At 67.6% G+C, this 12,975-nt stretch carries 7 protein-coding genes; 2 read left to right on the top strand and 5 right to left on the bottom strand.

Going from position 1 to position 12,975, the window contains the following annotated elements; translation table 11 throughout:
• Nucleotides 1–42 precede the first annotated feature (42 nt).
• The gene (locus WS95_RS03160) at nt 43–1,362 is read left to right on the top strand and encodes an MFS transporter (RefSeq protein WP_059822267.1); all 1,320 of its coding nucleotides are present in this window, start codon (nt 43–45) and stop codon (nt 1,360–1,362) included.
• 94 nt (nt 1,363–1,456) lie between these two features.
• On the opposite strand, the gene WS95_RS03155 is transcribed toward WS95_RS03160, so the two are convergent.
• The 5 genes from WS95_RS03155 to WS95_RS03135 form a co-directional block, all read right to left on the bottom strand.
• On the bottom strand, nt 1,457–2,563 hold the full coding sequence (locus tag WS95_RS03155; RefSeq protein WP_059822265.1) for a porin: 1,107 nt from the start codon (nt 2,561–2,563) through the stop codon (nt 1,457–1,459).
• A 63-nt stretch (nt 2,564–2,626) separates the two neighbouring features.
• Complete coding sequence (locus WS95_RS03150) at nt 2,627–3,046, bottom strand: DoxX family protein (protein WP_059822263.1); 420 nt, start codon at nt 3,044–3,046, stop codon at nt 2,627–2,629.
• A 174-nt stretch (nt 3,047–3,220) separates the two neighbouring features.
• The gene (locus WS95_RS03145) at nt 3,221–4,498 is read right to left on the bottom strand and encodes a cytochrome c (RefSeq protein ID WP_059822261.1); all 1,278 of its coding nucleotides are present in this window, start codon (nt 4,496–4,498) and stop codon (nt 3,221–3,223) included.
• Nucleotides 4,499–4,500: 2 nt separating this feature from the next.
• Nucleotides 4,501–6,120, bottom strand: coding sequence for a GMC family oxidoreductase (locus tag WS95_RS03140; protein WP_034204694.1), 1,620 nt, complete (start codon nt 6,118–6,120; stop codon nt 4,501–4,503).
• Complete coding sequence (locus tag WS95_RS03135; RefSeq protein WP_059822258.1) at nt 6,120–6,626, bottom strand: sugar dehydrogenase complex small subunit; 507 nt, start codon at nt 6,624–6,626, stop codon at nt 6,120–6,122. The genes WS95_RS03140 and WS95_RS03135 overlap by 1 nt, the downstream gene beginning before the upstream one ends.
• Nucleotides 6,627–6,930: 304 nt before the next feature.
• Here WS95_RS03135 and WS95_RS03130 point away from each other — a divergent pair, with 304 nt between their 5' ends.
• The gene (locus WS95_RS03130; RefSeq protein WP_059822256.1) at nt 6,931–12,975 is read left to right on the top strand and encodes an alpha-2-macroglobulin family protein; all 6,045 of its coding nucleotides are present in this window, start codon (nt 6,931–6,933) and stop codon (nt 12,973–12,975) included.

Genomic DNA, 12,975 nt, shown 5'->3' with positions numbered 1-12,975 from the left:
GCCCTTCATCACGCAGTTCCGCGCTCCAAGCAAGGGAACCTCATGGAAACGTCCGCCCTTCCGTTCGCCGGCACGCCGGCCGATGCTCGCGCCGCCGCGAAGAAACGCCGGCTGATCGCGGCCGCCGCCGTCGGCAACGCGCTCGAGTTCTACGACTTCACGGTCTACAGCTTCTTCGCGATCCTGATCGGCAAGCTGTTCTTCCCCGTGCATTCATCGTTCGGACAACTGATGCTCGCGGTCGCGAGCTTCGGCGTCGGCTTCGTCACGCGCCCGCTCGGCGGGCTCGTGATCGGCATGTATGCGGACCGCGCCGGCCGCAAGAAGGCGATGATCCTCACGCTGCTGCTGATGGCGCTCGGCACCGCGACGATCGCGGTCGCGCCGACCTTCGCGCAGATCGGCATCGCCGCGCCGCTGCTGCTCGTGCTCGCCCGGCTGCTGCAGGGATTCGCGTCGGGCGGCGAAGTCGGCGCATCGACGACGCTGCTGCTCGAACAGGCGCCGCAGCATCGTCGCGGTTTCTATGCGTCGTTCCAGTTCTCGAGCCAGGGGCTCGCCGCGCTCGCGGGCGCACTCACCGGCGTCGCGCTGACGTCGACGCTGAGCGCCGCGCAACTCGAAAGCTGGGGCTGGCGCGTGCCGTTCATCATCGGCACGCTGTTCGTGCCGCTCGGCTATTGGCTGCGCCGCACCGTCGAGGAAGTGCCTGCTGCCGCGCCGGCCGCCGCACACGACGAGCCGGTCGCATCGCTGCCGCTCGCCGACGTGCTGCGCCATCACGCCAAGGCCGTATTCGCGGGCCTCGGCGTGACGATCGGCGGCACGTCGATCCACTACATCATCGTGTTCTACATGGCGATCTATGGCGTACAGGTGCTGCACTTGCCGACCTGGTTGTCGATGACGGCCGGCTGCGTCGCCGGTGCGATCCTGATGCTCGTGACGCCGATCGGCGGCCTTCTGTCGGACGTGTACGGGCGCAACCGGATCGTCTGGTGGACACGCATCGTGCTGATGGGCGCGATCTACCCGGCGTTCGTCGCACTGAATCGCTGGCCGGGCGCCGCGTCGCTGCTGTCGATCATCGCCGCACTGTCGATCGTGCATGCGATCAACATCGGTGCGACCGGCGCGATGCTCGGCGAGTTGTTTCCGCGGGCCGTGCGTGCGACGGGCGGTGCGCTCGTCTACAGCGTGGGTGTCGCGATCTTCGGCGGCTTCGCACAGTTCTTCGTCACGTGGCTGATCGCGGCGACCGGAAATCCGAATGCACCGGCGTGGTATGCGATCGGGTGTGGCGCGATGACGTTGCTTGCGATTCGCTGCATGGACGAGAAGGCGGGGAAGGCGCTGGATTGAGCGGCGGACGGTGCGGCCGAAGCCGCCGCATGCCGCAAATGAAAAAGGCACGGGTCAATCACCCGTGCCTTTTGCGTCTCCGGCGCTGCACCTCTCAGAACGTATGCATCATCCCCACATACGCACCCGTCTGCGACTCGCCCGTCATCGGGCTCGTCCCCGACGTTGCGTCACGCGGCGTCGCGAGCAGCGAGAAATTCGAATTCCCGCCGTTGCGCACATACGCGACCGTGCCGTACAGGAACGTGCGTTTCGACAGGTTGTACGTGGTGCCGAGCACGTACATCATCGCGTGCCCCGACGGGTCGTGCGACGCATCGCCGCCGCCGTCACCCACCTTCACGTAATACCCGCCGCCCGTCACGGCCCACTGTGGCGTCGCCGAATAGGTCGCGCCAAGCCAGTAGTGATCGGCACGATCGGCAACACCGGCCGGGCTGTCCGGCGCCTGGTAGTGCGTATACGCCCCCTGGATCTTGAACTTCGACACCTTCACGTTCGCGCCGACGAAGTACTCGCGCGACGCGGTGAAGATATTGCTGAACTTGCCGTTGTTGTCGCGCAGCTCGTCGTAGATGCCGCGCACGTCGAGCACCGGCGAGTGGTACGAGATCATGATCCCGTCCGAGCGGCCGAAATCGTCGGCCGCGCCGTAGTTGAAGCCGCGTGACTGGTTGCCGAACGCGTATTGCGCCTGCACGTCGAAGCCGCCGATCACCGGGCTGTGATATTCGATGTTGTTGCTGGTCTGCTGCCAGTTGCGGCCACGCACGAGCGACGCCGACGAAAACGCCTGCTGAACGAACGGATCGAATTCCCACACGCCGTCGCTGTCGATGAACAGGTTGCGGCCGGCCTGCAACTGGCCCCACGTGTCGCTCTTCAACCCGACGTACGCGCGCCGCGACCACATGCGTCCGCCACCCGTCTGGCCGTTCATCACCTGGAACGCGGTTTCCAGGTTGAACACCGTCGACAGCCCGCCGCCGAGATCCTCGACGCCCTTCAACCCGAACATGCTGGTGCCCCAGTCGCCGCTTTCCGCGCTCCAGCGCGTCCCGCTGCCGCCGTTCGGCTTCGCGATGTGATTCAGGTATTCGACGCCGCCGTCGATCCGGCCGTACAGCGTGACGCTCGTCTGTGCAAACGCGGCCGCCGGCGTGGCGGCCGCAATCAGCCATGCGAAGTATTTGAGTCGCAAAATGATGCCCCCTCGAAGTCTCGACCGTCCGACGCGCGCCCCATGCACGCGCCTCGGGTCTGCTTATCCGCGATCGAGCGAAAAACGTCCGGGGCCGGCCGCGCAGAGCGCGAGCAAGCCGCCCGAGATCGCGATGTTCTTGTAGAAATGAATCATGTTGTTGATCTGCTCGCCGCTCGTCATCGTCCAGTAGTGGTGACCGATAACGGCGGTGCCGATCGTATACAGCGCAAGCAACAGGGCGAGCGGCCGCGTCTGGAAGCCGATCAGGATCGCAATCCCGACGAACAGCTCCATCACGACGGAGATCGCCGCCGAGATGATCGGCGCCGGCGCGCCCTCGCTACCCATGAACGCGATCGTACCGGAGAAGTCGACGATCTTCTTCCAGCCGAACATCACGAACAGGATCACGATCAGGATTCGGGCAAGCAGCAGCAGCACATCGCGCTGGGACGCGAGAAACGGTTGATTCGGTGTCATGGTGTGATCAACGAAAACGATGCGCGCTATCGCACGCACCGGATTGCCTGTGAACCGGGTCGGACGGCCATCCGCGCCGCCCGCCCCGCTCTGCAACAACCGGCATCGGGGCCCGCCCGATGTGCTGTGCTCCTCCTCTTTTACGTTGTCGCCCTGCTTCGTCGCCGTGCCGCGTCAGTGCAGCTTCGCGACGTCCTGCTCGGTCACCTTCGCGGCCGGATTGCCGAACTGCCCGGTCAGGTAGTTCGTCAGCGCGGCGATCTGCGCATCCGACAACTCGTGGCGGAACGCCGGCATCCCGACGTCCTCGCTGCCGGCCTTGCGCTGCACGCCGTTCAGGATCACCTGCACGAGATTGGTCGGATTCGACGCACCGACCGTCGAGTTGTGGAACAGCGGCGGGTAGTAACCGTCCGGCGAGCCCTTGCCCTGCATCTGGTGACAGGTCGCGCAGTTGCCGAGATACAGCCGGGCCGGATCGATGCCCGACGACGCGAGTGCGACGCCGCGCAGCATCAGGCCGTCCTCGGCCGGCTTGCCCCACGACGAGCGCGACTGCTTCGCGTCGCCGCTGGCCACGGCCGGCACCGTGCGGATGTACGTCGAGATCGCGCCGATGTCGGCTTCGGTCATCTTCGAGAAGCTGTGCTCGATCGCCTCGGCCATCGGGCCGGCCGCCTGCGCGAGGCCCGGCACGCTGCCGGTGCGCAAGTACTGGACGAGTTGCTGCTGCGTCCAGCCGCCGATCCCCGCGTTCGGGTCGGACGTGATGTTGTAGCCGTCCCAACCGGCGAGCACCGAGCCCGACAGGAAGCTGCCGCCCGTTTCGTCGAGCGACTTCTCCTGCATCGCGATGCCGCGCGGCGTGTGGCACGTGCTGCAGTGCGCAAGGCCCTGCACGAGATACGCGCCGCGGTTCCACTCGGCGCTCTGCGCCGGCTTCGGCTGGTAGACGCCGTCCTTCAGGAACAGCCAGTTCCAGATCTTCAGCGGCCAGCGCATGCTCAGCAGCGCGGGAATCTCGTTCTTCGGCGGCGCCTGCCTGACCGGTTCGACGCCGTGCATGAAGTACGCGTACAGCGCCTGCACGTCGTCGTCGTTGATCTTCGCGTACGACACGTACGGCATCGCCGGGTACAGGTTGTCGCCGTTCTTCGACACGCCGTGACGCACCGCACGCTCGAAGTCGTCGAACGTCCAGGTGCCGATGCCCGTATCGGGATCGGGCGTGATGTTGCTCGTATAGATCTTGCCGAGCATCGGCACCGGCATGCCGAGGCCGCCCGCGAACGGCTTGCCGCCCTTCGCGGTGTGGCACGCCATGCAGTCGCCCGCGACCGCGAGGTATTCGCCGCGCTTGACCTGCGCCGGATCGGCCGAATCGGCCGCGCGTGCGAGGCCGGGCAGCGCGAGGCAGCCGGCGAGGAGGAAGGTGAGAGTAGATTTCCGCACGGTCAGACTTCCTTCTTCAGCGTGTCCGACATCCGCAGCGCGAGCGCCGCGATCGTCAGCGTCACGTTCACCGTACCGACGGTCGGCATCGTCGAGCTGCTCGAGATGAACAGGTTCGGATGGTCGAACGTGCGGCAGTCCTTGTCGACGACCGAGTCGCGTGCATCCGCGCCCATGATCGTCGCGCCCGTGATGTGGTTGTTCGGCGCGAACTCGTCGTTGAACACGACGTCGGTGCCGCCGAGCACCTTCGCGGCCGTCGCGTAGACCTCGCGCGTGTGCACGGCGCCGCGTTTCACATAATCGTCGATCGCATACGTGATCTCGGGGCGCGGGATGCCGATCGCGTCGGTGGCCGTCTTGCTCGGCACGATGCGGTTCTCGGGTTGCGGCAGGATTTCGTGGAAGCAGTCGAACTGTACGTAGCGTGCGGAACGGTCGCGGATCTGCGCGTCGAGCTCCTCGTGCTTCATCAGCTTGCCGGCCTTGAAGATCTTCTGCGTCTCCTGGTTGATGCGCGACATGTTCGACAGGTGGATCTTCTTCGCGGCTTCGGTCGCGCGGAACGGGCCGTCGCGGAAACCGATCAGCGACGTCATCTCCTGCGGGCCGCGGCCCGGCCACAGCTTCTCGCTCGCGTAGAACGACACGCCGGTGCCCGGGTGGTCCATCAGGTTGCGCCCGACCATGTCCGAGCTGTTCGCGACGCCGTTCGGGAAATCGCGGTTCGCGGACATCAGCAGGATCTTCGGCGTCTCGATGCCGTTCGCGGCGAGCACGAAGTACTTGCCCTCGACGCGATGGTCGGCGCCCGTCTTGTCCTTGTAGATCGCGGCGACGATGCGCTTGTCCGGCCCGGTCTCGAGCTTGTAGACGACCGCGCTGTCGATCAGCTTCGCGCCGGCCTGCTCGGCCTTCTCGACGTGGACGATGCCGTTGTACATCGCACCGATCGGACAGATCGGCATGCAATTGTTGTTTCCGCAACAGGTCGGCCGGCCGTCGTACGGGCGGCTGTTGCGCGCGACGGGCTCGGTCACCACGTGGAACTTCGGGTCATAGCCGTTCAGCGCGCTCTTGATGGTCTGCTCGTTGAACGACAGCGGCAGCGGCGGCATCGGATACGCCTGCTTGCGCGGCGAGTACAGATCTTCCTCGGGGCCCGGGCCCCACACGCCGAGCTCTTCCTCGGCACGCTGATAGTAATGCTCGAGGTCGTCGTACTGGATCGGCCAGTCGCGGCCTACACCGTACACGGTCTTCATCTTGAAGTCGTTCGGGATGAAGCGCCACGCCGACGCGGCCCAGTGCCACGTCGTGCCGCCCACCGCGCGGATGTACTGCGAGTTGAACTTGTGCTCGCCCTTCAGGATCAGGTAGTCGTTCGGCGGGCCGTATTCCGGATGCGGGGCCCACGGGCTCGACGGGTACGGCGCCATGAAATCGGTCTTGTCGGGCTGGTTGCGAAAGCGCTCGACGATTTCCCAGCGCGGCATGCGCGGGCCGGCTTCCAGCAGGATCACCGACTTGCCCGCCATCGCGAGCTGGTGTGCAACGATCGCGCCGGCGACACCCGATCCGACGACGACGACGTCGGCTTTTTGCGTATCGGTATCGGCCATCAGGCTTGCCTCTCGATCGGTTTTTCGGCCCAGAAGCCGGGTTTGTTGGGGCAATACGAAGGGATCACGAGCGTATCGGACACCACGCCGAACATTAATGCTTCTTCGTAGGTAATCACGACGTTGTCGACGATGCCGAGATACCACGCGCCGAGAATCGTCAGTGCAAGCGATTCCTGGTCGGGGTTCAGCGAGCCGGATGCGAGCGCGCCGGCGAGCTGCGGCAGGCTGTCGGCCGTCTTGAACGAGCCCTTCTGCAAGGCCTGCAGATAGCGCTGGCCGGTGACGCGGCTCAACCCTTTCTTGCCGGTCAATGCTTCGGAAAGCGTCATGAACGTATCGAGCGGCGCGGTGCCGGGATCGTCGGCCAGGGCCCGCAACGCCAGCGAGCCCGTGAGGCCCGCCGCCGTCAGCGCCAGTGCGCCCTGCAGCCATTGACGCCGCGTGATGCCGGTTGCGGCTGCGTCGTTGTCACGACGCGATTGGGGGGTGTTGTCGTTGTGCATGTTTCCTTCTCTCGAACACCGGATTCGGGAAAACCACGCTTGATATTTCTCAAACATTGGCGTGGACCTGCAATGTACGCGCACACGCCGGATCAAACAATCTTTTTATAGTCCATTTAATGTTCCGCAATCCGTGACAATCGACATTTCGCTGCATTTTTGTGTCGTCGACGCGACAAATCTGCGGCACGCACCGCCGTGTCGCGCGCCGGCGACACACTGCATGCCATGCTGCGCGCGCATGACGGTCGGTTAGAATCCCGTGCAATCAAACAGAAAGCTTCCCTCCGAGGGCAATCGAGCGATGAAGCAGCGCGACAAGCACAACAAACAAAAGCATCGAATCAACCACACGACCCGGCTGCTCTGGCGCATCGGCGCCGTCGCGGCGCTCGGCGGCGCCGCGGCCCTGTCGCTGCATGCGGGCGCGGCGCGCACGGTGAGCGTGTCGCCGCAAGGCACCGTCACCGAAGTCCGGCAGAGCGTCGTCAAGTTCGACGAACCGATGGTCGCCTTCGGCTCGGCCTCCGCGCCGAATCCGGCGCGCGTGAGCTGCAACGATTCGGCGGCCGCACGCGGCCAGGGCCACTGGCTCGACGACAAGACCTGGGTTTACGATTTCGAAAGCGACCTGCCGCCCGGCGTACGCTGCTCGGTCGCGCTCAACGACACGCTGCGCTCGGTCGCGGGCAATGCGGTCAGCGGCCCGCGTCGCTTCACGTTCCAGACGGGCGGCCCGTTTCCGGTGTCGGTGCGCCCCGGCTCCCGCGAGATCGAGGAGCGGCAGGTCTTCGTGATGACGCTGAACGGCCCGGCCGAGCCGCGCTCGGCGCTCGCGAACATCTGGTGCGAAGCGGCCGGCATCGGCAACCGCATTCCCGTCACGGCGGCCGCCGACGATACGCGCAACGCCCTGCTCGATCATTTCGGGTTGAAGAAGGAGGCGGCGCGCGTGCTGACGCTGTCGTGTTCGCAGGCGCTGCCGGCGAGCGCGAAGGTGCAGCTGGTGTACGGCAAGGGCGTCGCGAGCCCGAGCGGCATCGCGAACGAAACCGAACGGCGTTTCGATTTCACCGTGCGCGCACCGTTCGCCGCGAGCTTCTCGTGCGAACGCGAGAACGCGAAGGCGCCCTGCACGCCGCTGCGCCCGCTCACGCTGTCGTTCAACGCGCCGATCTCGCGCAAGCAGGCCGACGCGATCAAGCTGCGCGGCCCCGACGGCTCGCTGTCGCCGACCTTCGCGGCCGACGACCACAGCGAGGAAGTGACGACCGTCACGTTCAACCCGCCGCTGCCCGCGCAGGCCGCGCTGACCGTCGAGCTGCCGTCGGGCCTGCGAGACGTGACCGACCGGCCGCTGTCCAACGCCGACCTGTTCCCGCTCGCGACGCGCACCGCGCCGATGCCGCCGCTCGCGAAATTCTCGTCGGGCACCTTCGGGATCGTCGAGCGCTTCGCCGAACCCGGTACGCCCGCGCTGGTGCCCGTCACGCTGCGCAACGTCGAGGCCGACCTGCATATCGCCGGCCTCAATGCGGGCGGCGCGCGATTCGCGAACCTGAAGGTCGAGAACGACACCGCGATTCGCCAATGGATGCGCACCGTCGATCGCTTCGACAACTGGTCGATGACGGCCGGCTCGATCGACGACCAGTTGCCCGGCCTGCTGGCACGCAAGGGCCAACACCCCGTCTACGTGCCGCTCGCGGCCGGCGAGAAACAGCCCGCGCCGCGAGACCGCCGCATCGACGTGCGCTCGCTGTCGCTGCTGACGGGCGAGCCCGGCGCGCAGGTGCTGACGCTGCCGAAGGCCGACCCGAAGACGCTGCGCCCGTTCGAAGTGGTCGGCGTGCCGATCGAGAAGCCCGGCTTCTACGTGCTCGAACTCGCGTCGCCCGCGCTCGGCCGCTCGCTGCTCACGAAGCCGTCGAGCATGTACGTGCGCACCACCGTGCTCGTCACGAACCTCGGCGTGCACCTGAAACAGGGCCGCGAGAACAACCTCGTGTGGGTCACGACGCTCGACAAGGGCAAGCCGGTGCCGAATGCGCAGATCCGCGTGTCGGACTGCAACGGCGACGAAATCGCGGCCGGCAAGACCGACGCGCAGGGCCTGCTGAAGATCGACGGGCCGTTCGAGCCGAAGCGCGCGTGCAGCTCGTCGGAGCAGCGCTTCGACGACTATTTCGTGTCGGCGCGCGTCGACGATCCGAAGACGGGCCCCGACATGGCGTTCGTCAGCTCGGGCTGGAACCGCGGGATCGAATCGTGGCGCTTCAACGTGCCGACCGATACCGACAGCGCACCGACCGTGCGCGCGCATACGGTGTTCGACCGCACGCTGCTGCGCGCCGGCGAAACCGTGTCGATGAAGCATTTCATCCGCACCGAGACGCTGCAGAGCCTCGCGTTCCCCTCGCAATACCCGGCGCGCATGACGATCCGCCATCTCGGCACGGGCCAGACGTACAAGCTGCCGCTCACGTGGGCGGCCGACCACAGCGCGGACTCGCAGTTCACGCTGCCGGCCGCCGCGAAGCTCGGCGAGTACAGCGTCGAACTCGAAGGCGGCCCGGAAGACGCGCCGACCGCCACCTATTACAGCGGCAGCTTCCGCGTCGAGGCGTTCCGCCTGCCGGTGCTGAAAGGCTCGATCGGCGCGCGCGACGCGCAGAAGAGCCCGCTCGTCGCCGTGAAGGAAGCGCCGCTCGCGGTGCAGATCGACTACGTGTCGGGCGGCGGCGCATCGAACCTGCCCGTGCAGGTGTCGGCGCTGATGAAATGGGCGTCGCCGCCGTTCGCGGACCGTTTCGAGGATTTCAGCTTCACGCCGTATCGCCCCGACACGAGCGACGGCAATGCCGACGACGATTCGCAGGACGACGACCACGCGTCGTCGTCGAACAACGATCCCGACGCGACGAAGCTGATCGCCGACAAGCTGCCGCTGACGCTCGACCGCAACGGCGCGGGCGCGGTCACGCTCAAGGGCCTGCCCGACGTCGACGCGCCGAAGCGCATCGCGCTGGAGGCGACCTTCGCGGATCCGAACGGCGAAGTGCAGACGATTCGCGGCGACACGATCCTGTGGCCGGCCGCGGTGGTGGCCGGCATCAAGGCCGGCCGCTGGGTATCGGTCGGCCAGCGCGTGCCGGTGCAGGCACTGGCGGTCGACCTGCAGGGCAAGCCGCGTGCGTCGGTGCCGATCGAGATCAAGGGCGTCGCGCGCATCACGACGTCGTCGCGCAAGCGGATGGTCGGCGGGTTCTATGCGTACGACAACAAGAGCGACACGCGCGACCTCGGCGTGCTGTGCTCGGGCAAGACCGACGACAAGGGCCGCATGGCCTGCGACGCGACGCTCGAGCAGGCCGGCAACGTGCAGCTGATCGCGGTCGCGAAGGACGGCGACGGCCGTACGTCGAATGCATCGACGTCGGTATGGGTCACGCGCGAGGACGAACTCTGGTTCGGCGGCGACAACACCGACCGGATCGACGTGATCCCCGAGAAGACCTCGTACGAACCGGGCGAAACGGCCCGCTTCCAGGTGCGCATGCCGTTCCGCTACGCGACCGCGCTCGTCGCGGTCGAGCGCGGCGGCGTGATGGAAACGCACATCGTCGAGCTGAACGGCAAGAACCCGACCGTCGACCTGAAGGTCGGCGAATCGTGGGGGCCGAACGTCTACGTGTCGGTGCTCGCGCTGCGCGGCCGGATTCGCGAGGTGCCGTGGTACTCGTTCTTCACGTGGGGCTGGAAGGCGCCCGTCGAATGGGCGCGCGCGTTCTGGCGCGAAGGCCGCCACTACGAGGCGCCGACCGCGTTCGTCGACCTGTCGAAGCCCGCGTTCCGCTACGGCCTCGGCGAGATCAAGGTCGGCACCGGCGTTCACCGCCTCGGCGTGACCGTGACGACCGACGCGACGCGCTACACGGTCCGCAGCAAGGCGCAGGCGCACGTGAAGGTCACGCTGCCGAACGGCCAGCCGGCACCGGCCGGCACGCAGATCGCGATCGCGGCCGTCGACGAAGCGCTGCTCGAACTCATGCCGAACGACAGCTGGAACCTGCTCGACGCGATGCTGCGCCGGCGTGCGTACGGCGTCGAGACGGCCACCGCGCAGATGGAAATCGTCGGCCGCCGCCACTTCGGCCGCAAGGCCGTGCCGGCCGGCGGCGGCGGCGGCAGCGCGCCGACCCGCGAGCTGTTCGATACCCTGCTGCTGTGGAACCCGCGCGTGACGCTCGACGCGAACGGCAGCGCAACCGTCGAGGTGCCGCTGAACGATGCGCTCACGCGCTTCCGGATCGTCGCGATCGCGGCGGTCGGCCCCGACCGGTTCGGCACGGGCAGCACGTCGATCCGCAGCACGCAGGATCTGCAACTGATCTCCGGCCTGCCGCCGCTCGTGCGCGAAGGCGACGCGTTCCGCGCGCAGGTCACGCTGCGCAACACGACCGACCGCGCGATGCAGGTCGTCGTGACGCCGCGCGTGACGGGCCTCGACGTCGCCCCGCAAACCGTGTCGCTGGCGGCGAATGCGGCGACCGACGTCGCGTGGACGATCACCGTGCCCGAGCAGGCGCTCGATGCGGCCGGTGCGCTGAACTGGCGCATCGAGGCGGCCGAACAAGGCGGCAAGCGCGCGTCCGACGCGCTGGCCGTCGCGCAGAAGGTCGTGCCCGCGCTGCCGGTAACGGTGCAGCAGGCGACGCTCGCGCAGGTCGACGGCACGCTGACGGTGCCCGTGTCGGCCCCGGCCGGCGCGGTGAGCAACGCACAGGGCGCACCGCGCGGCGGCATCGCCGTGTCGCTGCAGTCGAAGCTCGCCGACGGCCTGCCCGGCGTGCGGCGCTGGTTCGAGCGCTATCCGTACCGCTGCCTCGAGCAGCAGACGTCGCGTGCGATCGGGCTGCGCGACCCTGCGCAATGGCAGGCGCTGATCGCGCGCATGCCCGTCTACCTCGACGGCGACGGCCTGGCCAGCTACTTCCCGCCGTCGTCGGACGATTCGCATCACGGCAGCCCGACGCTGTCGTCGTACCTGCTCGTGGTGTCCGACGAAGCCAGCCGCCTCGATCCGCGCTTCGCGCTGCCGGAAGACCTGCGCACGCAGCTCGAAACCGGGCTCGCGCGCTTCGTCGACGGCCGCCTCGAGCGCAACGCGTGGGCGCCGCGCCAGGATCGCGACCTGCGCAAGCTCGCCGCGATCGAGGCGCTGTCGCGCTACGGCGCCGCGCAGGGCCGCATGCTCGGTTCGATCGAGATCGCGCCGAACCAGTGGCCGACGTCTGCGGTGATCGACTATCACGCGATCCTGACGCGCGTGAAGGACATCCCGCAACGCGACGAAAAACGCGCGCAGGTCGAGCAGATCCTGCGGGCGCGCCTCACGTATCAAGGCACGCAGCTCGTGTTCTCGACCGCGCGCGACGACGACCTGTGGTGGCTGATGACCAGCAACGAGACCAACGCCGCGCGTCTCGCGCTGGAATTCGCCGGCGACCCGGCGTGGAAGGACGAGATGCCGCGCGTGACGGCCGGGCTGCTCGCGCTGCAACGCCAGGGCGCATGGCAGACGACGACGTCGAACGCGCTCGGCCTGCTCGCGGTCGAGCGCTTCTCGCGAACCTACGAGAGCACGCCGGTCGCCGGCGCGACGAAGATTGCGCTCGGCGGCGACGCGCGCTCGATCTCGTGGTCGCAGGCGGCATCGGCCGCGCCCGCCGACACGCCCGCATCGGCCACGCCCGCGACCCGCGCGGCCGCCGCACGCAGCGTGCTGCTGCCGTGGCCGCGTGCGTCGCAGGGGCCGGCCACGCTGTCGGTCACGCAGGACGGCACCGGCCGCCCTTGGGCGACCGTCGAAAGCCTCGCGGCCGTGCCGCTGCGCTCGCCGTTCGCCGCCGGCTACCGGATCGCGAAGACCGTCACGCCCGTGTCGCCCGCCGTCAACGGCGTGCTGACGCGCGGCGACGTCGTGCGCGTGCATCTCGACATCGATGCGCAGAGCGACATGACGTGGGTCGCCGTCAACGATCCGATCCCGGCCGGTGCGACGATCCTCGGGTCGGGCCTCGGCCGCGATTCCGAAGCCGCGACGCAGGGCGAGAAAACGCCGGACGGCGCGTGGCCGACGTTCGTCGAGCGCGACTTCGACGGCTACCGCGCGTACTACGACTATTTGCCGAAGGGCAAATTCTCGGTCGAATACACGGTGCGGCTGAACAACGTCGGCACGTTCGGACTGCCGCCGACGCGCGTCGAGGCACTGTATGCACCGTCCGTGTACGGCCTGTGGCCGAACCCGCCGATGACCGTGAAGCCGGCCGACGCGGGCAAGTGA

This window comes from Burkholderia sp. MSMB1826 (genome assembly GCF_001526325.1).
Taxonomy (GTDB): domain Bacteria; phylum Pseudomonadota; class Gammaproteobacteria; order Burkholderiales; family Burkholderiaceae; genus Burkholderia.
This window is presented reverse-complemented; position numbering and strand designations above follow the sequence as displayed.

Excerpts from the sequence above, each read along its gene's own strand:
- WS95_RS03160 (WP_059822267.1), top strand. The coding sequence starts at position 43 with ATGGAAACGTCCGCCCTTCCGTTCGCCGGCACGCCGGCCGATGCTCGC.
- WS95_RS03150 (WP_059822263.1), bottom strand. The coding sequence starts at position 3,046 with ATGACACCGAATCAACCGTTTCTCGCGTCCCAGCGCGATGTGCTGCTG.
- WS95_RS03140 (WP_034204694.1), bottom strand. The coding sequence starts at position 6,120 with ATGGCCGATACCGATACGCAAAAAGCCGACGTCGTCGTCGTCGGATCG.
- WS95_RS03135 (WP_059822258.1), bottom strand. The coding sequence starts at position 6,626 with ATGCACAACGACAACACCCCCCAATCGCGTCGTGACAACGACGCAGCC.
- WS95_RS03130 (WP_059822256.1), top strand. The coding sequence starts at position 6,931 with ATGAAGCAGCGCGACAAGCACAACAAACAAAAGCATCGAATCAACCAC.